Raw genomic sequence first — 21488 nt, forward strand, 5'->3', positions numbered from 1 at the left:
TCTTATACTCGTTTTAGGAACATATATTTTGGAGAGAAAATCATGAAAAATAAAACCTACTATTTATCAAGTAAGTTGTAAAACTATCCTTACTATTATCTATATAAACAAAAAAGCACCAGGTCCCCCCGATGCTTTTCCCCTTAAAACAAATGACAAGCCACCTCATGCCCTTTCGCAATCTCGACCATCTTCGGTACTTCCTGTGCGCATTTTTCAGTGGCGAATTTGCAGCGCGTTCTGAATTTACAGCCGGATGGTGAGTTGAGTGGGCTCGGTACTTCTCCCTCTAGGATGATCCGTTCTTTGCCTATGTTTGTTGGATCTGGTTCTGGCATGGATGAGAGTAGTGCTTGTGTGTATGGATGTGCCGGTTTTGTGTATAGGTCTTCGCTGTCGGCAATTTCTACTATGTTCCCTAAGTACATGACTCCGATTCGGTCTGATATGTGCCTTACCATCGATAGGTCATGTGCGATGAATAAGTATGTGACGCCTGTTTCTTCTTGTATGTCTTGCAGCATGTTTACGACTTGTGCTTGGACTGAGACATCGAGTGCTGAGATCGGTTCGTCACATAGGATGAAATCTGGTTTTACAGATAGTGCGCGCGCGATGCTGATGCGCTGGCGCTGGCCTCCGCTAAATTCGTGCGGGTAGCGATATAAATGTTCTTCTTTTAAGCCTACCTTTTTGAGCAGGTCTAATATGATTTCTTTTTGTTCTTCTTTTTCATAAGATCCATGAATGTTCATTGGCTCACTAATAATTTGGAATACGTTCATCGACGGATTTAATGATGCGTATGGATCTTGGAAAATGATTTGCATTCGTTTTCTATATTCTTTTAGTTTACTTTCCTTTAAACTTGCGATGTCTTTTCCGTCGAATAACACGTTACCTGAAGTGACATCGTGCAAACGAATGATGCTTCTTCCTGTCGTTGATTTTCCGCAGCCAGATTCTCCTACTAATCCAAATGTTTCACCCTTTTTAATTGTGAAGCTTAGGTCATCGACTGCTTTTAATTGCTCTGTTTTTCTGCCGAATAGTCCTTTTTTAATAGGAAAATACTTTTTTAAGTTCCGAACTTCAATTAAGTTTTCTTCATGCATAGGAATCACCTACTGTCTTATCGTTTAACCAGCACATGGAACGCCTTCCGTCTCCGATTTCAAAATACGGTGGACGTTCTTTTTCACAAATGTCCATCGCATGCGGGCAACGCTCTGCGAATGGGCAACCTTTCGGCGGGTGTAATAAATTTGGCGTTACACCTTGAATTGGCGCAAGTCTTTCTTTTACGCCGTTCGATATTTTTGGCAAAGAGTTTAATAGCCCTTTCGTATATGGATGATTCGGTGATTGGAAAATATCAAGTACAGGTCCTTCTTCCATAATAAGCCCGCCATACATAACGATAACGCGTGTACAGTTTTGCGCGACTATTCCTAAATCATGCGTAATAAGAAGTAACGCCATATTCGTTTCGTTTTTTAAGTTTTTCATTAAATCTAGTATTTGTGCTTGTATCGTTACATCAAGCGCTGTTGTTGGTTCGTCCGCAATGAGAAGGTCAGGGTTACAAGACATTGCCATCGCAATCATAACCCGCTGCTTCATACCACCGCTTAGTTCGTGCGGATATTGTTTTACCCTTTCTTCTGGCGACGAAAGACCGACTTGTTTTAGCAAGTTAACCGCAATCTGCTCTGCTTCTTTCTTTTTTACTTTTTGATGCCGTATAATTACTTCCGTCATTTGCTTCCCAATTTTCACAACTGGATTTAGCGCCGACATTGGATCTTGGGAGATCAATGAAATTTGATTTCCTCTAATAGAACGTAATTCTTTTTCAGATTTAGAAAGGATGTTTTCATTATGAAAAAGAATCTCTCCTTCTTTCACTTTCCCTGGTGACGTAACGAGAGACATCACGGACTTCGCCATTACACTCTTTCCGCTTCCAGACTCCCCAACGATACCAACTACTTCTCCTTTATTTAAACGAAATGTAACGCCGCGAACAGCTTCCACTTCTCCACTTTCTATGAAAAAAGAAGTCTTTAAATTTTTCACTTCTAGTAGTTTTTCAGACACGCTTCTCACTCCTTTCACTTAACACTTTAGTTTTCATTTCCAGCTCCTTTTGGTGCGAAAGCTTTCTTCAATGCTTCACCAATTACGTTAAAACTTAGTACCGTTAAAAGGATAAGGAATCCTGGGAAGAGTGTTAAATACCAAGCTTCGCCAATATATCCTTGCGCATTGTTTAGCATGCTGCCCCAAGAAGAATCTGGTTCTCTAATACCTAAACCTAAGAAGCTAAGTGATGATTCCATTAAAATTGATGTCGCAATCGTTAATGTCGCGGCGATAATAATGGTTGATAAAATGTTAGGAATGATATGTCTTACAATAATCGTGAGTGATTTTTGTCCTGACACTTTTGCGTATAAAACGTACTCACGCTCTTTTACAGATAAAGTCTCTGCCCTTACGATACGAGCGGTGTCCATCCATGTTAGTAATCCGATAATAAGAACTAACGTTGTAATCCCTGGTTTTAAATAAGCATTTAATAGTAACATTAAGAAGAATGATGGAATTGACATAAGCACTTCAACAACTCGCATTAAGAAGTTGTCTAACTTTCCGCCAAAATATCCGCTAACCGTCCCAACTGCGGTACCGATTGTAACAGATACAACCATTGCAAGGAAACCAACCGCAAGTGAAACGCGTCCACCATATAACGCCCTAGTTAAGTAATCTCTTCCGTAATCATCCGTTCCGAAAGGATGACTCACACTTGGTTCTTGTAAGCGATCTGGAATTGACATTTTACTAGGATCGTAAGGCGATACGAATGCGAAAATCGATGCGACCGTTAAAACCGCAAGTATAATAACTCCCATTGCAACAAACTTATTTTTTGTAAAACTATGCTTTATCGTTTGAAATCTCCTATTATTCATTCCAAATCACCCCCTCATTCGAATGCGCGGATCTACTACGCCATATAAAATATCAGCAATTAAGTTACCAAGAATCAACATGAATGATGATAATAATGTAATTGCCATGATAATCGGATAATCAAATCTAAAAATAGCATTTACCCCAAGTGAACCAAGACCCGGCCATGAAAATACTGTTTCCGTAATAAACGCTCCGCCCACTAAACTTGGAATAGATAATCCGAAAATTGTAATGATCGGTATTAATACATTTCGAAGCACGTGATTAAATAAAACTGTTTTCTTTGAAGCACCGTACGCATATTGAACTTGTACGTAGTCTTCTTCTAATTGCTGGATTGTGCTGGAACGAATATATCTCATATAGACAGAGATGTTTTGGAACGCAAGCACCATGCAAGGTAAAATACCATGTTGGACAATATCCCAGACGGAATCTTGGCCGACCGTACGCATACCCATACTCGGAAGAAGATTCAACTTTAAAGAGAACAAGTAGATTAATAGTAACGCGAACCAAAAGACTGGCATTGAGATTCCTACATAGGAAATAAAGTTTACAATGCGGTCAAAGAACGAATTCTTTTTCACACCTGTAAATAACCCAAGTGGGATTGCGATCACAAATGAGACGAGTAAAGAAGATCCCATTAAACCGATTGTCGCTGGTAATCTTTCTACAATAAGATCTAAAACAGGACGGTGATTTTGCAGTGAGTAACCAAAGTTCCCTGTTAAAATATTTTTCAGCCATAAAATATACTGCATATAAATTGGTTGATCTAGTCCTAAACTTTTGCGAATACGCTCAACATCAATTGGACTCATATTCGGTGTGACAAAGTTTCGAACAGGATCGCCCGGTGCTAGTTTTATTAATAAAAAAGAGATAATAGAAATAACAAATAAAAGCGGAATTGCATTTAAAAGCCTCTTCGCAATTACTTTATACACAAACTTCCCCCCTCAAGCTAAAGAAGCTGATTTCCACCAGCTTCTTTACTGTTTGTTTCTTATTTCACTTCATAAATCTTAGATAAATCTTCAAACATTGTGACAGGAATTGCTTTTGCTTCTTTTAATCCATCAAACTTTTTATCTACTGCAATAACCGCTTTCGGATATGCGATTGGTAGATAAGGTAAATCTTCTCTAGCTGTCTCTTGAATTTTATGATATAGTTCTGCTCGTTTTGTTTTATCTGTTTCAACTGCAGCTTCTTCCCATAACTTATCGAAATCAGCGTTTTTATAACGTGCATAGTTGTATTCAGCATTACTTAAGAATAAGCTCTTATATGAATCTGGCTCAGGTCCCATTATGTAACCACCAAATGTAATGTCATATTCTTTATTCTCTTTATCTAAACTTTTTTCACTTGCTGCACTAGCATCTAATGCATTCAGTTCAACTTCTAAGCCAACTTCTTGTAATTTTTGTTGTGTATAAAGCGCTAAGCTTTCCATAATTTTATTATTCGTTACATACATGACGCGTACTTTTTCTTTATCTTTCACGCCAGCTTTCGCTAATAAATCTTTCGCTTCTTTTTTATCATACTTATACTCTTTAATGTCTTTTGCATAATACATAGCATCCGGCGTTAAAATTGAATTTGCTGGTTCTGCAAATTGACTAGAAACGAATGCAGAGTTAATCATTTCTTTTTTATCTAACGCATGCGCAATTGCTTGGCGCACTTCTTTTTTCTTCATAAGATCTGTATTTTGGTTATAAGATAAGTAGAATAATCTACCTTCAGGGAATGTCACCATTGAGAAGTTCCCAGTGCTATCTAATTTCTTAAAGTCTTGCGGCTCAATCATCTTCATATTGATTTGACCATTTTGTAGTGAAACATTTGCTGTATTACGGTCTTTTACAACGCGATATACGATAGAGTCTAATTTCGCTTTACCACCTACATAATCATCAAATCGATCTAATGCAACGTACTCATCAGACTTATACTCTTTAAACTTAAACGGACCTGATCCTACAGGTTGTAAGTTTTTCTTACTCTTCGCTAAATCTGCTTCCCCTTCAAATACATGTTTCGGAATTGGGAAGAAATCATTCATCACACCTTCAAAAGATGCACTTACTTGTGGTAAAACGAATTGAGTTGTTAACTCATCTACCTTTTTCACCTCAAGCGGTTTTCCTTTAAAAACAAAGTTTTCACGACTTGAGCTATTTTGCTTCTCATCTAAAATAGATTGGAATGTAAATGCTATGTCGTCTGATGTAATTTTCTTACCATCATGCCATTTCAAATTATCTTTTAACTTCAATGTCCACGTTAATTGATCCTCTGAAGGCGTAAAGCTTTCAGCAAGAACAAATTTCTTCTTACCGTCTTCCATATGATACAGCGGTGCATATAAAGCTTGCTGCACCGTTAACGACACACGATCATTCGCATAAAGCGGATTCATCGTCTCTGGGTTATCGCTAACGCCAATCGTTAATGTTCCTCCATCTTTCGGAGTCCCTGATTTACTAGTGCCCGCTTGCTTCGAAGAATCTTTTCCTCCAGAACAAGCCGCTAATGCAATAAGTAGTATTAGGACAAATGGTAATGCAAATAATTTCCGTTTCATCTTTCGGCCCCCTCAAACTAGTTATACCCATAAGAAAACTCGGAATTAATCCCGAGTTTTCTTATAAATTTTAAATTACCACTACCTCTATATAAAGTCAAACTTTTTTGTAAAACTAGAAGGTTTGAAATCTATTCATGCATTCTTGTGATAAACTATATTGATGCGAAGAGCAAAATAAGTTAAAAAACTAGTAGCCTAAAAAATTTCTCTTAAATGATTGTTATATATGATTGAAAATATAGAATGAGATTAAAGATAAAAAAACACTTTTTAGGAGGTTATCATGACATTTGATGAATTGAAAAAAAACAAACCAACAACCTCATGGGTTGAGTATGATGAAGATGGGGAATTTTTCACTGAAGAAAATATAAGTGCAACAAATACGGTTCTTGACACTTACATTAACAATTTACAGCAATTAGGTGAGAATCCAAATGAAGTCGAAGTCATGCAAGTTGTTAAAGAGGTCGTTATTAAATTAAATGAACTAAATATCGAACATAACCATTTTATCGAAACAATGGAAAGAGAAGATCTCTATGAATTTATCGATGCAGCAGCACAAATAGGTGGCTTAGAATCCGAAGAAGATATAACTGAAGAATGGCGGGAATGGTAAAAAAGCTGCACCTCTAATAATGAAATGCACGGCAGTCTAACAAAGGACATCGTTTGAGACTCTAAGCCTTAAACAGATTAGCTACCAATGGCTTCATAAAACAGATGCCATTGGTAGTTCTATTGGAGTAATCTAACTTATTACCTTCGATTCTTAAATCCCCAACCAGATACTAAATAGTTTTGCGTTTTGTTTATTGTAACGCGGATTACCTTCTTCTTATCATTTTTAGAATAACCTTCTACATCAATAAAACCCTCACGTACTCCATGTAAAGTCTCGACTTTAGTAACTACAAGATCTATATTTTCTTTATCCGTCATGTATTTTATTGCTACTTTTGAAGCTTTATCTTGCGTAATATTTTTGCCGTACATTGTATAAAATATGTAGCCTATTATTAATAATAAAATTGTTAAAATAGCAATATTCATCCTGTTTTTCTTATTCAATATACCCTCTCCTTAAGAAGATTTATAATATAACTATAAATCTTTTTTAAGACGATGGAAATGCTAGTAGTGGTTATGGCGATACTGTACAGCAGTTATAAAATTTAGAAACCTGCAGAAATAAATGACGCAGTTTTTCATAACACCTAAAATAACTTTGATGCAACTCTTTACTTTTCTTGGAAAGGACCAAATGTTATTACCCCTCAACCCAAAATTAAAAAGACCACCAAAAGGCAGTCCCTCAAAACTCAATCCTATTCCCAACCCCACTCTCCACCGCTTTCTCATACAAATACTTCGCAACAATAATATCCACTACCGCCAAACCAACTGATTTGAAAACAGTAACCTCTTCATCGTTCTCCCTACCTGCTTTTTCCCCGCTTATAATTTGACCTAGTTCAGCATGGATATCGCTTCCTTTGAATAACCCTTCCTGCATCGGAACTTGAAGGTCCCCTGTCTCTTCTAATGCTGCTTCTTTTGATTCGACTACTACTTTGTTTGCGCTCGTGATAGCGTGGGATGGTAGTTCTTGCATGTTCGGTTTGAATGAGCCGACGGCGTTTATGTGGACGCCTTTTTGTAGTTTTTCTGAAAAGACTGGTGTGGATGCGTTCGTAGTTGTGACGATGATGTCTGCTTCGCTTATTGCTTCATTCACATTTGTGTGAACATATGCAGGTTTATTGAATCTCTCTTGTATATATTGCGAGAATGCATGTGCTTTTTCTTCTGTTCGATTGTATAAAATGACTTTTTCGATATCTCTTACCGCAAATACAGCTTCAGCAATTCCCTTCGCCTGTTCACCCGTCCCGATTATGCATAACGTTTTTGCATTATGACGAGCTAAATGTTTTGTCGCTACTCCTGATAGGGCGCCTGTTCGAATCATCGTTAAGTAAGATCCTTCTAACAGTGCGAGCGGTTCTCCTGTTTGAAAGTCTGATAGCATTACAATCCCGTTTATCGTTTTCTTTCCTATCTTTTTGTTCTCGGGGACTACTGTTACTACTTTTAAGCCAAGTGCCTCAAGTCCTTCCGCTACTGAAGGCATAATTAATGCCGTATTTTTCTCGTTCGCAAATGGCAATGAGCCGCGAATTGGCGTGATCGTTCTTTCTGCGGAAAATTCTTTTAAAGCAAGCGCCGCGTATTCAATAACTTCGTTCATATTTACTAAATTTCGTTGTTCGTTCGCGCTTATGACTAGCATATCTTTCCACCTCCTCCTTCTATCCTAACAAAAATCCCCGATGCAAATCATCTCTCGGGTCTACAACGAACTGATGAAATCCTGTAATAAATGCATGCCCCGTTATTTTTGGAACGACAGCTTCATATGTATCTACTGCGGTTACCGACAATACTTCCCCTTCAAATTTCCCATCCGTAATGCATTCGTGGACGAAATTTTCTCCCTTTTGTAAGACATCTTTTTCAAAAAGAGTTGCGATTCTTGCGGAAGTTCCTGTACCACAAGGAGAACGATCTACTTGCCCATCAGCGAAGATCGTTACATTTCGTAAAGTTGCGTCTTCCCCTTTCGGTTCATCTGAGAAGATAACGCCGTATATTCCTTTTAACCCTTCTTCAAGGGGATGCTTCACTTCCATCTGACTCTCAATGTAGCGCTTAATTTTACCGCCCCACGTTTGAATAGCAGCTAAGTCTTTGAAATCGACTTTCAAACCAAATTCTTTACTATCTACTACCGCATAAAAAGCTCCGCCAAATGCGATATCTACTTGAAATTCATATTCATCTATTTTAATAGGAACGTCTTTTTTGTATACAAATGAAGGAACATTTTCAAATGATACGGATTCTACTTCGCTCCCGTTATATGTTGCATACGCAATGACTTCCCCAGCAGGGCTATCGATAATGAACTTCTGTTTCTCACCTGTCACTTCAAACATACCAGTTTCAATTCCGACTGTAATAACAGCAATAATGCCATGACCACACATCGTACTCCATCCTTCATTGTGCATAAATAACACGCCAAAATCAGCGTGTTCACTTGCAGGCGGAGTAATGATACAACCGTACATACCGTGATGTCCTCTCGGTTCATACATAAGAACCTCGCGAAGATGGTCCAAATGTTTCATACAGTACATGCGTCTTTCTAGCTGCGTTTCTCCTTTTATTTCTGGCACGCCGCCTGTAATAATTCGGAGCGGCTCTCCAGCTACGTGAGCATCAATTGTCGTGTACACTTTACTAACCTTCATTTCTATCTCTCCCCTATATGTTGATACTATTTTTATTGCAAATATCATGCCAACGCATAGGGTATAGATTTGTATACATTGTGTAAAAAAGCATACACTACTGTCTATTTTTTTATACACGATCCAGAAGCTATTTTATGGAACCACTTGATACAGCCAGGCTTATTATTTTCACTGGAAAGTTACTTCCACCCCCAACATATACTGTTCAAAAGCAAAAAGGAAGTGATCCAATGTACTACGGAACAAAAGGCTGGTACGTAGCTGAACTAAAAAAATTAGGCGTGCGTTATCATGAAGGACGCAAACTAGAAAGTTACCGCGGACACATCTTGCGCAATTTACTACTTGCACAACAAGAGAAATTAAAAGAACAGTAATATACTAATTTAGCGATATCGACGATTCTCGGAATATATCAGCGATTTCACACAATATATCGGCGATTTTTTAAATTTATCGACGATTCGACATGGAATATCGACTTACCGACAAATTTCGCCAAATCCCTTCTCCATTCCACCAACCAATCACACATCAAACCACCATAAAAAAGGTCACCCAAACGGGTGACCTTTCTTCCTTATTCACAAATAAGAATTTGTCTAGAAAATGTTCCTTTTTTTGTAGTGCAGCGATCTATAATTTCAAATCCTGCTTCATGAATCATATCGTCCATTGTTTCCATTGTAACAACGACTACCTTTTTAGCAATGCGGCGCGCGCTTGAAAGAATGGAGAGCTGATTTTCTGGTGTTGCGTGCGTAAATAAGTCATATGGCATGTCGATAATTGCGACGTCGTAATTATCCGTAATCTCCTCGATCGGGCCTTTCGTTATCGTCCCATCGAATCCGAAGTGTGCAATATTTTCTCTCGCTCCAATCGCAACGAGCGGGCTTATATCTCTACCAACGATGTTAATTCCCATCGAAAGAGCTTCTACTACAACCGTTCCAATGCCGCAGCACGGATCAATCGCTCTTACTCCCTCTGGATTTGGCACCGCAATATTTGCAACGGATCTTGCAACGCGTGTGCTAAGAGATGTCGAATAGCTACGTGGTTTTTTTATATGATGATACCAAACTGGCTTACTCTCTACATAATGTCCAAAATACCAACGTCCGCCTAATGGAACAATACCAAAAGTACGCTCTGGATTGCGCACATCTGCTTCCGCATCAATACAATCTCCAATATGTCGTTCAATGATACGCCTTTCCGCATACTCTATTTTATTTTCCCCCTCAAGATCATTGATTTTCACGAAGATAACTTTAAACGTCATTTCTCCTAATTCAATTTCCTTTACTTGTTCCAAAATACTTTCTAAGTCGTCTCCTTCATACATAACCTCAACGCGCTCTTTCATAAAAGGACTTCTACTCGGGTCAATTTTGACATCACTTTTCAAAATATTAACGTGAGACTCCATTCCAAAGAACGAGCGCATTTCCAAGTAACATAAAGCACGCTCCTCCTCACGAAATGCATACGTATATATACATGCAGGTGTTTTCCTATAATTATTCAATCTATGATCATCCTCTATATCGTTATAATTACAATACTTTCTTATATAAAATTAAATGATATCACATGCCTGAAATAAAGAGAAACGTTAATAAATAAAAGAGATTGCCTATCGGCAATCTCTTTTAATGTATTAACGGAAAGAAGATACGTTATTACCCTTTGCTTCGTAATAGTCTAAAATACCTTGATAAATTGCTTCTGCTGCACTTTGTTTCTGTGCTGGTGTAGCGAGTTTATTTGCATCATTCTTATTATCTACAAATGCTAATTCTGCTAATACAGCTGGCATTGTATTATATTTTACTACGTACCAATTATCCTTTTTCACACCACGATCTTTTGTTCCAAGAGCTGCTACAAGGCGCTTTTGAATTTTTTCTGCTAATAAGCGACTGTCTTCCGTATGTGGATTCGTTGATCTTGTCGGTGCTGCTGCATAATAGAATGTTTCTGTACCATGTCCATCTTTACCTGTAGAACCGTTACCGTGAATACTTACGAAAATATCACCATTATTTTCATTAGCAAATTCTACTCTTTTTCTTAAAGAATCACTAGAATCTACTCCTGGGCGTGTATCGTTCGTACGTGTTAACTTAACAGTAAATGGTGTCTTTTTCTCAAATAGTTTTTGTAATCGTAAAGATGTATCTAATACGATTTGACTTTCTTTCTCGTAATAACCAACATTACCCGAGTCAATTCCACCGTGACCTGGATCAATAATAATTGCTTTACCTTCTAAGAAGTTCTCTTGTTTTACTGGGTTTAATTGATTTTTATCAACCCATTGGAAACCAGCGCCTACGCGGATACGAATCCAGCTTCCACTCTCTTCCATAACCGTTACTGTTTGTGCATTATATGTACCTAGCACTTTAGAACTATGTGAAGCTGTTTCATAAGTAGTAAATCCTTCATTAATCGTTTCTGTTTTTTCTGTTAGAGGTGTCCACTTCTCACCTTTACTTGTTACAATTTTTAACCAGCCGTCTGCTCTTTGTTCTTTCACTACAACCATTTGTGGCTTATGCTGAACATCAGTAATACCAGATGATAATGATGGTTGATGATATGTAATAAAGTTTCTGTTCATATACATTCTTTTTGATGTATCTGTTTTATTTTGATCAGCCATCGCAATAAACTGAGCTGCTTCTGCACGAGTTACAGTTCCTTCAGGCTCCCAACCATTTCCCGTACCTTTAGAAATCTCTAAAGCTACTAAAATATTAGCTTGTTTCTTACCCCAATGAGGTTCCAAATCTTTAAACTGTGTTGGAAGTTCTCCAATAATTTTCTTATCTAATGAGTATGCTTGTACCAACATAGATGCCATAGATGCACGGTTAATTTGGCTTGATGGATTAAATTTACCAGTACCATCTCCACTAATTACACCTGCTTTTTCCACTGCAGCAATGTACGGAGCTGCCCAATGGTTTTGTGCATCTTTAAAAGATGGCTTTGCTTTTGGATCAATTGGTAAACCAAGAACGACTGCTAAAATTTTTGCAGCTGATCCTCTATCTACTGCTTCAGATGGAGAAAACGTTCCATCTGGCTTTCCATCAAGCGCCTTTTTTCCTACTAAATAATCAACTGATTCTTGCGCCCATGAAGGAACATCCGAAAACTTCTTCGCTGCTGCGAAACTACTTACTGGAGACGATAATAAACTTGCGGCTAAAATACCTGCCGCGACTGCACGATACTTCATAAAAAATAATACTCCTCTCGACAATCATCTTTTAATAACGCGTAATCTTAATATATAAATTTCGACAAATTCGAACAAAAAAAATTAGTGCGCCTCTATTATTTTATAATACTCGAATTATGTAGTAAACCTACTTTCTTAATATTGTAAAATAAATTACAATTAATTTACTCTTTGTTAAATAAAGTCGATTTCTCTGCAAACAAAAAATAGGCTACTAGAGGTAGCCCATTTCTTTTCTTATTCTGCAATCATCTCTGATAATACATATGCATAAACAAGTGCTTCTGTATGAGCAATCGAACTTTCATGTGTACGCTCAAATGCATGAGAAGAATCAATACCTGCTCCAATTAATGCATGCTTCACATCAAATCCAGCGCGAATCGCAGCTGATGCATCCGATCCATAGTACGGATAAATATCTACTTTATATTCAATATTGTTCGTTTTCGCAAGCTCTACTAAATGTTTACGTAGTGCATAATGATACGGACCACTAGAGTCTTTTGCACAAATAGATACTGTATACTCGTCAGATGCTTGTCCATCACCTAGCGCTCCCATATCAACCGCTAAATATTCAACCGTTTCTTCTGGAATGTTAGAGTTACCACCGTATCCAATCTCTTCATTGTTAGAAATTAAGAAATGAGTTGTATATGGTAATGTTACGTTTTCATCTTGTAATCGCTTAATTAATTTTAATAGAATCGCAACACTTACTTTGTCATCTAAATGACGTGATTTTATGTATCCACTCTCTGTAATTTGAACGCGTGGATCAAATGAAACGAAGTCTCCTACTTCAATTCCTAATTCACGTACTTCATCAGCTGAAAATACGCGCTCATCAATACGAACCTCAATATTTTTCTCATCGCGTTTCGCTTCACCTGCATCTTTATATACATGTACAGATGTTTGATGCATTAAAATCGTTCCTGTATACGTCTTGCCACTTGATGTTTCAATTTCGCAATATTCCCCTTCTACAGAGTTCCAGCGAAATCCGCCAATCATAGAAAGACTCAGACGACCATCTGGCTTAATTTCTTTTACCATCGCACCTAACGTATCAACATGTGCTGTTAATAAACGGTGCTGTGCATCATTTTTCCCTTTTACCGTTAAAATAAGAGCACCTTTATTGTTACGCTTCGTTTCTACATTCCACTCACTTACATAGTTTTCAATAAAACGAATAATTTTCTCTGTATTTCCAGATGGACTTGGAATAGAGACAAGCTCCTTAATCAATTCCATCGTTTCTTTCGTATGATGTGCCATTGTCATTTCCTCCTCATTTTTCCTATTATTTAGTATACCGAATTTACTATAAATCCTCTACTCATATAGCTTAATTTTCTAAATTATAGTAAAATTCACTTTAGTATATAAAAGGAGTTATACAATATGAATATATCAAAAAAATATGTACACATTGCACTCATTTGGTTTCTAGCATCATTACTTTGTTTACAAGTTTCTTATGCAGTTCATACTACTACTTCTATTACAACTGGCTGGGTATTAACAGCTATCTTCTTCATTATTAGTTTATTTGCAACAAAAAAGCATAGCGTTAATGAGTAACGCTATGCTTTCCCTACAAATCTATTCTTCTGAAACATCCAACAAGTAAATACCTCTTTCAAACCCACCGCGCTCTATCTCTTTCTGCTTACGAAGACGTTCTACATCTTCAATTGTTGCACCTTCTGCACGCGCTAATGATATGATTACTTCCAGTGCATCCGCAAGAGAATCAAGCGCATGTTCACGCTCTTTCATAGAAGCAAATTCACGAATTTCTTCTGTCCCAATTTTCGCCAAAGCTTGTATGTATGCTTGTCCTGTTAATTTTTGTGCTGTATATGTTTTTCCAGACATTAAAATCTTCTCTGGAACACGATCTCTTACTAACTTGTTATATGCTGACATCATTAATCCTCCTATGTTTAATAGCAGCCGAGCTCTGCCTTATAAAATAACCACTCTTTTTTCACACAAGCACTTAACATATCAATTCCTGATCCGTGTGCCCTTACTGCCGGAAAGAAATAATGCTCTGGTTCTTCTTTCTTATCGCCATATAAGGTTTGGTACTCATCAGGAATCGCCTCTTTTTTCACATCCCGTTCTTTCTCCACTTCACCTGAGAAAGCAACAATTGGATGCCCTTCAAAGAATAGTGCAGTTCGTACCGCAAGAGATGGTGTACTATGCAAAGCATAATATGTAAGTAAAATAATAACGATAACACCAATAATTTTCTTCATATATTACTCCTAAAAAAAGTGCTAACACAATTATACTAAAATGTGTTAGCACTTTCTCCCCTTTACCTTAAATTAACCGTTAGTAAAACTATTACTACACTTTATTCTCCTTTAAATGCCGGTAAACGTTTTTCTAAAAATGCAGCAATACCTTCTTTATGATCCGCAGTTTGTCTCATCGCATATTGGCCGCGTTTTTCAAGCTGCAGCGTTTGTTCTAAATTGGAGCGATTTACTTCACATAAAATTTGTTTCGTTTGAATCATCGCTTTAATCGGTTTTTGTGACCATTCACTAATCTTTTGCTTCACAGCTGTTTGGAAATCCTCGCCAATTACTTCATCAATTAAGCCGATATCAAGCGCTTCGCTCGCTGATAATTTCTTTCCTTCCCAAATAATTTGCTTCGTCATATTTTCACCAACGCGCTTTTGAAGGAAGAAATGGCCGCCGCCATCTGGAATTAAAGCGATTCCAATAAAGTTCATCGCAATAATGGATGAAATATCTGCCATCACATAGTCAGCTGTTAGCGCAATACTTAATCCAAGACCAGCAGTTGGTCCATGAATCGCACTAATAACGAGCTTTGGCATCGTATATAAAGTCACAACGACTTCAGAGATAGTATTCATAATACCATCAAACTTGCTTTCATCATTACTTGAAAGCATCGATTTAATATCTCCACCCGCAGAAAAACCACGGCCGTTCCCGCATAACACAACAATGTGTGCAGAACTCTCCGCTACTTCTTTCAGTTTTTGTAATAACTCTTTTAACGTTGGCTCATCTAATGCATTTAACACCTCTGGGCGATTGACCATAACCGTTGCAACGTGCCCTTCATATTTCACAATGACAGATTCTGTTTTACTTGTTACTTCCATTATATATACCCCTCTTTTCTACATAAAGTGAAACTTTAATCAGTGGAGTGGGGGTTTTCTTCATCCCCCACTCCACTGATTATTAGTTGAACCAATCGGACTTTTATGGGCAGTTGATTCCCCACCTAACTTCTTTGCTTTCTCTGAATTTTGAGGTGGGGGTCTTACTGCCCATTAAAGCGGGACAAAGATTATACTTATATAATTATAGAAAGGATGTGAAAAACCCTTCTTTTTTCTTAATTTTCTGTCTAATAATCTCGTAATTTGTATATCACCTTGCATAAAACATACAATTTCGTTGAAAAATATAGAAATTAAAGTCGGTTTATCCCGGCTCTTCATCTATTTACCATTACAATGAAATGGTGTATTCTTAAGTCTGATATAAAAATTAAATATAGAAATTCATTCCCCTTCCTATTATATAGAGGGGTGCTGAAATAAAGGAATGAAGAAATGGAGGAACATATGGTTACTAAGTTAAAACAGACGGATAACTACTTCCCGCATTTCCTACTGCTATTCATCGTGTTTCAACCAATTTTAGATTTATTAACGTCTTTTTCAATCTATATATTACACATGAGCGCAACAGTCGGAATCGTAGTCCGTTTCGCCTTTATGCTTCTTGCATTAGGTTATCTACTTCTTCATCATAAACAACAAGGCGCGAAAAAGTACATTCTCTATTTATGTTTACTCGGCATTGCACTGGCAATCGGTCTTGTAAATAATATGATGGTTAAATCTCCAGTTTCATTTGGAGAAGAAGTTAAATTTATTTTAAAGAGCATATATCCAATTGTGCTACTGTTTGGATATATTATCGTCTTTAAAGAGCTAAAAAATAAAGAATATGTGTTTCATAAAATCATTACATATTTCTTATATGCAACTTTAATTTTAAGCATCACAATGATTATCGCAATGCAAACTGGCACTGATTTCCCAAGCTATCCTCACTCAAAAATTGGCTCAAGAGGTTGGTTCTTTGCTGGAAATGATTTAAGTGCTCTCTTCGCGATTATGTTCCCAATCGTTGTCTTATATTCGATTTATAAAACAACTTCTTTCTCGAAAATATATTACTGGATTCCAACAATACTTGCGATGTATGCAAGTATTATGGTCGGAACAAAAGTTGGATATGGTGCAATTGTGCTAACATTAGGCGTAGCACTTTTCTTCTCGTTCATTGAATATATGATAAACCGTAAAAAAGAAAAAAAAGGATTCACATATCTTGTAAACACCATCGTTGCAGCAGTTGTACTAGGAGGTTTAATTGTTCTTACACCGCATACTCCTATCGCAAAAAATATGGGAATCCACATGCAAATATACGAATACAAAAAATCAGTACAAGAAGAACAGGATAAAAAAGAAGGAAAAGTAATTAAAGAAAATCCAGAGGATGCAAAAAAACACGCAAAAGGTGAACTAACAGACTCTGAAGTGAAGAGTTTAATTTATAGTGATCGGGACAAATTCTTAAAAGTATACAAACAATACTATAAAGAAGCACCGCTCTCACAAAAACTTTTTGGAATGGGTTACGCTGGTAACTACACAGTTAAAATTAAATTAATTGAAATGGACTTCCATGACCTATTTTTCGCCTTTGGAATTATCGGTTTCCTTATTTACTTAATACCACTTCTATACTTCGGTATTAAACTATTCATCCGTATGATCACAAACTTTAAGAAAATTATAACTGTAAAATATATGCTATTATCTAGTACACTCATCCTATCACTTGGCATTGGCTTTATGTCTGGTCACGTATTAACAGCGCCATCTGTTAGCATTTTTTTCATCGTTATACTTGCCTACTTAATTGTTGATTTAGAAATAGAATAGAAAGAAGCAGCATCTATTTGGATGCTGCTTCTTTCTACTCCAGTCATAATTGCTTTTTCTCGCTTAATTAAATTTTTTGTGGACTACTAAAAAAAGATCGAATCACATGACGATTCGATCTTTGAAACAAAACTATTTCTTTCTATTGAAACGATGCATGAATCTGCTCCAGCACCTCATCAATATTATCCTTCGTAATAACAATACCGAAATCTTTCGGCACATTACGATCTTCTTCATTTACAACTTTATGTGCAATTATCTTTCCGACTTCTGGCCTGAAATGATGTCCATCCATATAATTATCTAAGTTCTTTGTTACTGAATTTAAATACATGAAATGATGCACTTCTCCAAATACATCGACAGCATCATGGAGCCACCTTTTATAATCTTCCCAACGCCCTGATTGAATCATCGCACGGAACAATGGCTCTGAAACAGGAGTTGTAAAAATATAAAACTTTGTATTCGGATTATGAGATTTTACAGTTCCTAATATTTCCTTCATATTTTGATACTCATAATTCCCGCCATAAATCTCTCTACTAAATTTATCTACTTGCGCGGCAATTTGTGTGTCACGCTCTTCTTTCGTATACTCACGCATCGATTTTATGTTATCGCGATTATATACATCAATAGTCTTATTGTGATGAATGGAGTTTTGAATTGTATTTCGGGAATATGTAATCCCATCCATACTCACATACGATTTAATTGGATATAGTAAGCTTTGTGCCTCATTAATATATACTTCTGGCTTTTCAAAACCGATTTCTCTATTTTTGTTCGTTCCAAGGAAATCTAAACCAATCACAATAGAAGATAATTCACTACCTTTCCTCTCTTTTGCATATTCAATGTACGCATCGTACTCACGCGGATCTGTACTACTTACCGCATAATTAAATGCGTTTAATCCGGTAAAATCATTTTCATTGATAAACGTTGTTCTACTACTGCCAAGTATAACGCTATCATAAGTAAACGGACGATATGTTATATAATTCGTTTTTTGTTGTCTCTCATTAAACCCAAACTGAACATTATTCCACTTATTTTTATGCGAGAATAACCAAAGTGAATCTGCATAGCCATTAAATATTCCAACACCTGCAAGTGGAACAAAAACACATACAAAAACGAAAATAAGCCACTGTTTGTTTTTCATATTCTCCACCTAGAAATTAAAGTATAAAAACTCACTAATACTCGTTAAATGCAATACACTATACACAAGTAATATTGCAGTAAATAACGCCGTCCATACTGTCGGACGGAATGAGTCTTTTAACTGAATTGAATTTTTTAAGAAGAAACTAATACATAATGCTCCGAAAATATACGCTACTATTTCCGTATTTAATAATGAAACATGGTATGCTTCAGTAAATGAAACACCGTACCCTTTTAAAAATTGTAGCTTCTCAATAACAAATACCGGGAATACGCTATTTGCTAGTTCGAATCCATTACATCCAAACATTCCTTTTAACACTTTCACCGCATCATGCATCGATGTTGCTCTAAAGAATACCCACGTTATATTAATGAAGAAAAACGTCACGAGCCATCCCGCCCAGGCCGGCATGCACCCTCCTGCTTTGTTCCACAAACGATGAACGACAGAAGCTAATCCGTGCAGAAATCCCCAGAAAATAAATGTCCAACCAGCCCCATGCCAAAGTCCACTTATTAAGAAGACAATCATAATATTGACGTATGTACGCGTAATACCTTTTCGATTTCCTCCAAGAGAAATATACACATATTTCGTTAAAAACTGGCTTAATGTCATATGCCAACGATGCCAAAAGTCTTGTATACTCACCGCTTTATAAGGTGAGTTAAAGTTTTGAGGCAATTTAATGTTGAACATTAACGCAATTCCAATTGCCATATCGCTATATCCACTGAAATCAAAGTATAACTGAAATGTAAACGCTAATGATGAAAGCCAAGCTTCAACAAAGGTTAGCGACTGCTGTACATCAAACCCTTCCCGTACGACAGGAGATAAAACGTCTGCAATCCCTACTTTCTTGAAAATACCGATGGCAAATACAAAAATACCGAGAACGATATAATTTGATTGCCAACGCTTTTTACTACGATCCGCAAATTGCGGCATAATTTGCGCATGGTGTACAATTGGTCCTGCAATAAGTTGCGGGAAAAATGTTACAAACAGAGCGTAATCAAGAAAATGACATGCCTCCGTTTCCCCGCGATATGTATCTACTAAAAACGCAATCTTTTGGAATGTATAGAAACTAATCGCAAGCGGTAACGTTAATGATAATAATGTAAAATGAGTTCCAAATAACGAATTTACATTTTGCAAAAAGAAATCATAGTACTTGAAATAACTAAGCATTCCAATATTAAATAGTAAGCCTACTGTTAAAAGAAATTTACTCTTATGCTTTACGAGCTTCATTCCGATAAAGTAGTTCACAATGAGCGATACTAACATAAGCGGCAAATACTTTATGTTCCAATAACTATAGAAAAATAAAGATGCTGCGACAAGCCAAGCTTTCGCTAAAGTAGTTTGTCCAAATTTATTTAATAAAAAATATAAAAGAAATGCTATCGGTAAAAATAAAAAAATAAACTCAAACGAGTTAAATAACACACCATCTCTTCCCTTCTAAACAAATCACACCTTATTCATCTTATCTTATCCAGATAGTGGGTGTCAAAAGGATTCCATACCGCTTTTCTTCTATTATATAGAATAATTATTTTAATCGAATTATTAACATGCTAAAATATTAAAGGCACTATTATAAAAAAGAATATATAATAGATATGTCGTTTTTTTTACGAAATGTATTTCGAAAAAGTGAGGAGAGTCCTTTGGTATTTAGTAGTTCGATTTTCTTATTTATCTTTTTACCTCTCGTATTATTTCTCTATTTTATAGTGCGTGCCGAGCTACGTAACTTCGTATTACTTGCATTTAGTTTAATTTTCTATGCATGGGGCGAACCACGTTTCGTTCTTTTAATGCTCTTTTCCATCGTATTAAACTACTGCTTCGGCCTACTCGTGCATCATTATGATAAACGAAAAAATATGAAAGTCACATTTTTAATTATGGCTGTGGTCGGAAATATACTATTACTTTCTTATTTTAAGTATATTTCATTTTTCACAGACATTTTAAACAACGTCTTGCACTTATCTATTCATGTGGAACCTATTCCACTACCAATTGGAATTTCATTTTATACATTCCAAGCGATGTCCTATGTCATCGATATATACCGTAAAGATGGGGATGTTCAAAAAAATCCACTTAACTTAGCGCTATATATATCTATTTTCCCTCAGCTTATTGCTGGGCCAATTGTTCGTTACAATATCGTCGCTGAGCAAATTAAAACGCGCATCCATTCTTTTGAACGATTCACAGAAGGTATTCAAATTTTCGTTCTCGGACTAGCAAAAAAGATATTAATCGCTAACCAAGTTGGATTCGTCGCTGATAAAATCTTTGCCTTACCACCATCTGAAATGAGTGTTGGAACGGCATGGATTGGTATTATCGCCTATACCCTGCAAATTTATTTCGATTTCTCAGGGTACTCTGATATGGCAATCGGACTTGGAAAAATGTTCGGCTTTGATTTCCCGAAAAACTTCAACTATCCGTACATCTCTAAATCTATTTCAGAGTTTTGGAGAAGATGGCATATTACACTCGGCTCTTGGTTCCGCGATTACATATATATCCCGCTCGGCGGAAACCGCGTTTCAAAACTAGCGAATTATCGTAACCTCTTCATCGTATGGGGGTTAACTGGTTTATGGCACGGGGCGAGCTGGACATTTATCGCCTGGGGCTTATATTACGGCTTTATTATTTCAATTGAAAAAGCTGGATTCGAAAAAATATTAAACAAACTATGGAAGCCGCTGCAACATGCATACGTATTACTAATCGTTATGATCGGTTGGGTCTTCTTCCGAGCTGACAATTTCGCTTACTCGTTCCAATATTTAAAAGCGATGTTCGGCATAAGCGGCCAATCTTTCATCGATGACAATACGATGTTATACGTACATGAATACATTATCGTATTTCTCATTGCCTTTATCGCAGCGACACCAATTTTAAAAAGAATGAAAAACATACTAGAACTTGCGCCAAAAACGTATATGTTCACAATGCAATTTTTACGTCCTATATTATTACTAACATTATTTATGATTTCGGTTATGTACTTGATTAACTCAACATATAATCCATTTATTTATTTCAGGTTTTAACAC

Annotated in this window: 21 protein-coding genes; 5 read left to right on the forward strand and 16 right to left on the reverse strand. The window is 36.6% G+C overall.

Annotation, left to right across the window (positions count from 1 at the left end; all coding sequences use genetic code 11):
• Nucleotides 1–143: 143 nt before the first annotated feature.
• From MR070_RS20075 to MR070_RS20095, 5 genes are read right to left on the reverse strand one after another with little or no spacing between them, the layout of a single operon-like run.
• A complete protein-coding gene (locus MR070_RS20075; RefSeq protein WP_242261901.1) occupies nucleotides 144–1115 on the reverse strand; it encodes an ABC transporter ATP-binding protein in 972 nt (323 codons plus the stop codon).
• Nucleotides 1108–2100, reverse strand: a complete 993-nt coding sequence (locus MR070_RS20080; protein ID WP_242261902.1) for an ABC transporter ATP-binding protein — start codon at nucleotides 2098–2100, stop codon at nucleotides 1108–1110. Before MR070_RS20080 ends, MR070_RS20075 begins: the two co-directional genes overlap by 8 nt.
• A gap of 26 nt (nucleotides 2101–2126) precedes the next feature.
• A complete protein-coding gene (locus MR070_RS20085; protein ID WP_242261903.1) occupies nucleotides 2127–2978 on the reverse strand; it encodes an ABC transporter permease in 852 nt (283 codons plus the stop codon).
• Nucleotides 2979–2984: 6 nt separating this feature from the next.
• A complete protein-coding gene (locus MR070_RS20090) occupies nucleotides 2985–3935 on the reverse strand; it encodes an ABC transporter permease (protein WP_242261904.1) in 951 nt (316 codons plus the stop codon).
• A gap of 59 nt (nucleotides 3936–3994) precedes the next feature.
• On the reverse strand, nucleotides 3995–5584 hold the full coding sequence (locus MR070_RS20095; protein ID WP_242261905.1) for an ABC transporter substrate-binding protein: 1590 nt from the start codon (nucleotides 5582–5584) through the stop codon (nucleotides 3995–3997).
• A 286-nt stretch (nucleotides 5585–5870) separates the two neighbouring features.
• Between MR070_RS20095 and MR070_RS20100 the strand changes: the two genes are divergently transcribed.
• Nucleotides 5871–6209, forward strand: a complete 339-nt coding sequence (locus tag MR070_RS20100; protein ID WP_242261906.1) for a hypothetical protein — start codon at nucleotides 5871–5873, stop codon at nucleotides 6207–6209.
• 140 nt (nucleotides 6210–6349) lie between these two features.
• Here the strand turns inward: MR070_RS20100 and MR070_RS20105 are convergent, their stop codons facing one another.
• From MR070_RS20105 to MR070_RS20115, 3 genes are all read right to left on the reverse strand, one after another.
• Complete coding sequence (locus tag MR070_RS20105; protein WP_396021600.1) at nucleotides 6350–6643, reverse strand: hypothetical protein; 294 nt, start codon at nucleotides 6641–6643, stop codon at nucleotides 6350–6352.
• Nucleotides 6644–6905: 262 nt separating this feature from the next.
• Entirely contained in the window at nucleotides 6906–7883 is a 978-nt protein-coding gene (locus tag MR070_RS20110; RefSeq protein ID WP_242261908.1) for an ornithine cyclodeaminase family protein, read from the reverse strand.
• Nucleotides 7884–7902: 19 nt separating this feature from the next.
• Nucleotides 7903–8955 (reverse strand): proline racemase family protein, encoded by a 1053-nt coding sequence (locus MR070_RS20115; RefSeq protein ID WP_242261909.1) that lies wholly within the window; start codon nucleotides 8953–8955, stop codon nucleotides 7903–7905.
• Nucleotides 8956–9044: 89 nt separating this feature from the next.
• Between MR070_RS20115 and MR070_RS20120 the strand changes: the two genes are divergently transcribed.
• Nucleotides 9045–9287: a YflJ family protein gene (locus MR070_RS20120; protein WP_000433496.1), complete on the forward strand. Its 243-nt coding sequence runs from the start codon at nucleotides 9045–9047 to the stop codon at nucleotides 9285–9287.
• 203 nt (nucleotides 9288–9490) lie between these two features.
• On the opposite strand, the gene MR070_RS20125 is transcribed toward MR070_RS20120, so the two are convergent.
• From MR070_RS20125 to MR070_RS20135, 3 genes are all read right to left on the reverse strand, one after another.
• Complete coding sequence (locus tag MR070_RS20125; protein ID WP_242261910.1) at nucleotides 9491–10444, reverse strand: TRM11 family SAM-dependent methyltransferase; 954 nt, start codon at nucleotides 10442–10444, stop codon at nucleotides 9491–9493.
• A gap of 132 nt (nucleotides 10445–10576) precedes the next feature.
• Nucleotides 10577–12166 (reverse strand): N-acetylmuramoyl-L-alanine amidase, encoded by a 1590-nt coding sequence (locus MR070_RS20130; RefSeq protein ID WP_044793667.1) that lies wholly within the window; start codon nucleotides 12164–12166, stop codon nucleotides 10577–10579.
• A 240-nt stretch (nucleotides 12167–12406) separates the two neighbouring features.
• Complete coding sequence (locus MR070_RS20135) at nucleotides 12407–13456, reverse strand: M42 family metallopeptidase (RefSeq protein ID WP_000930097.1); 1050 nt, start codon at nucleotides 13454–13456, stop codon at nucleotides 12407–12409.
• 126 nt (nucleotides 13457–13582) lie between these two features.
• Between MR070_RS20135 and MR070_RS20140 the strand changes: the two genes are divergently transcribed.
• On the forward strand, nucleotides 13583–13762 hold the full coding sequence (locus tag MR070_RS20140; RefSeq protein WP_001027102.1) for a hypothetical protein: 180 nt from the start codon (nucleotides 13583–13585) through the stop codon (nucleotides 13760–13762).
• Nucleotides 13763–13783: 21 nt separating this feature from the next.
• On the opposite strand, the gene MR070_RS20145 is transcribed toward MR070_RS20140, so the two are convergent.
• The 3 genes from MR070_RS20145 to MR070_RS20155 all read right to left on the reverse strand — a co-directional run bounded on the left by MR070_RS20145 (nucleotide 13784) and on the right by MR070_RS20155 (nucleotide 15338).
• Complete coding sequence (locus MR070_RS20145; RefSeq protein ID WP_001277353.1) at nucleotides 13784–14110, reverse strand: nucleoside triphosphate pyrophosphohydrolase; 327 nt, start codon at nucleotides 14108–14110, stop codon at nucleotides 13784–13786.
• A gap of 17 nt (nucleotides 14111–14127) precedes the next feature.
• A complete protein-coding gene (locus MR070_RS20150) occupies nucleotides 14128–14448 on the reverse strand; it encodes a hypothetical protein (RefSeq protein WP_000720155.1) in 321 nt (106 codons plus the stop codon).
• Nucleotides 14449–14549: 101 nt separating this feature from the next.
• Nucleotides 14550–15338, reverse strand: a complete 789-nt coding sequence (locus tag MR070_RS20155; protein WP_000454170.1) for an enoyl-CoA hydratase — start codon at nucleotides 15336–15338, stop codon at nucleotides 14550–14552.
• A 471-nt stretch (nucleotides 15339–15809) separates the two neighbouring features.
• On the opposite strand from MR070_RS20155, the gene MR070_RS20160 reads away from it, so the two are divergent.
• Nucleotides 15810–17204 carry an O-antigen ligase family protein gene (locus MR070_RS20160; RefSeq protein ID WP_000256702.1) on the forward strand — a complete coding sequence of 465 codons (1395 nt, stop codon included), beginning with the start codon at nucleotides 15810–15812 and terminating at the stop codon, nucleotides 17202–17204.
• Between the two features lie 142 nt (nucleotides 17205–17346).
• Here the strand turns inward: MR070_RS20160 and MR070_RS20165 are convergent, their stop codons facing one another.
• Both MR070_RS20165 and MR070_RS20170 read right to left on the reverse strand, forming a co-directional pair.
• Complete coding sequence (locus MR070_RS20165; protein ID WP_242261911.1) at nucleotides 17347–18378, reverse strand: hypothetical protein; 1032 nt, start codon at nucleotides 18376–18378, stop codon at nucleotides 17347–17349.
• A 9-nt stretch (nucleotides 18379–18387) separates the two neighbouring features.
• On the reverse strand, nucleotides 18388–19845 hold the full coding sequence (locus tag MR070_RS20170; protein WP_139895715.1) for an MBOAT family O-acyltransferase: 1458 nt from the start codon (nucleotides 19843–19845) through the stop codon (nucleotides 18388–18390).
• 224 nt (nucleotides 19846–20069) lie between these two features.
• Here MR070_RS20170 and MR070_RS20175 point away from each other — a divergent pair, with 224 nt between their 5' ends.
• Nucleotides 20070–21485 carry an MBOAT family O-acyltransferase gene (locus tag MR070_RS20175; protein ID WP_242261912.1) on the forward strand — a complete coding sequence of 472 codons (1416 nt, stop codon included), beginning with the start codon at nucleotides 20070–20072 and terminating at the stop codon, nucleotides 21483–21485.
• Nucleotides 21486–21488: the final 3 nt, after the last annotated feature.

Origin of the sequence: Bacillus cereus group sp. BfR-BA-01453 (assembly GCF_022662915.1) — a bacterium.
Taxonomy (GTDB): domain Bacteria; phylum Bacillota; class Bacilli; order Bacillales; family Bacillaceae_G; genus Bacillus_A; species Bacillus_A paranthracis.

Coding starts and splice junctions, on each gene's coding strand:
- MR070_RS20075 (WP_242261901.1), bottom strand. CDS start 1,115: ATGCATGAAGAAAACTTAATTGAAGTTCGGAACTTAAAAAAGTATTTT.
- MR070_RS20085 (WP_242261903.1), bottom strand. CDS start 2,978: ATGAATAATAGGAGATTTCAAACGATAAAGCATAGTTTTACAAAAAAT.
- MR070_RS20095 (WP_242261905.1), bottom strand. CDS start 5,584: ATGAAACGGAAATTATTTGCATTACCATTTGTCCTAATACTACTTATT.
- MR070_RS20100 (WP_242261906.1), top strand. CDS start 5,871: ATGACATTTGATGAATTGAAAAAAAACAAACCAACAACCTCATGGGTT.
- MR070_RS20105 (WP_396021600.1), bottom strand. CDS start 6,643: ATGAATATTGCTATTTTAACAATTTTATTATTAATAATAGGCTACATA.
- MR070_RS20110 (WP_242261908.1), bottom strand. CDS start 7,883: ATGCTAGTCATAAGCGCGAACGAACAACGAAATTTAGTAAATATGAAC.
- MR070_RS20115 (WP_242261909.1), bottom strand. CDS start 8,955: ATGATATTTGCAATAAAAATAGTATCAACATATAGGGGAGAGATAGAA.
- MR070_RS20120 (WP_000433496.1), top strand. CDS start 9,045: ATGGAACCACTTGATACAGCCAGGCTTATTATTTTCACTGGAAAGTTA.
- MR070_RS20130 (WP_044793667.1), bottom strand. CDS start 12,166: ATGAAGTATCGTGCAGTCGCGGCAGGTATTTTAGCCGCAAGTTTATTA.
- MR070_RS20135 (WP_000930097.1), bottom strand. CDS start 13,456: ATGGCACATCATACGAAAGAAACGATGGAATTGATTAAGGAGCTTGTC.
- MR070_RS20140 (WP_001027102.1), top strand. CDS start 13,583: ATGAATATATCAAAAAAATATGTACACATTGCACTCATTTGGTTTCTA.
- MR070_RS20145 (WP_001277353.1), bottom strand. CDS start 14,110: ATGTCAGCATATAACAAGTTAGTAAGAGATCGTGTTCCAGAGAAGATT.
- MR070_RS20150 (WP_000720155.1), bottom strand. CDS start 14,448: ATGAAGAAAATTATTGGTGTTATCGTTATTATTTTACTTACATATTAT.
- MR070_RS20155 (WP_000454170.1), bottom strand. CDS start 15,338: ATGGAAGTAACAAGTAAAACAGAATCTGTCATTGTGAAATATGAAGGG.
- MR070_RS20160 (WP_000256702.1), top strand. CDS start 15,810: ATGGTTACTAAGTTAAAACAGACGGATAACTACTTCCCGCATTTCCTA.
- MR070_RS20165 (WP_242261911.1), bottom strand. CDS start 18,378: ATGAAAAACAAACAGTGGCTTATTTTCGTTTTTGTATGTGTTTTTGTT.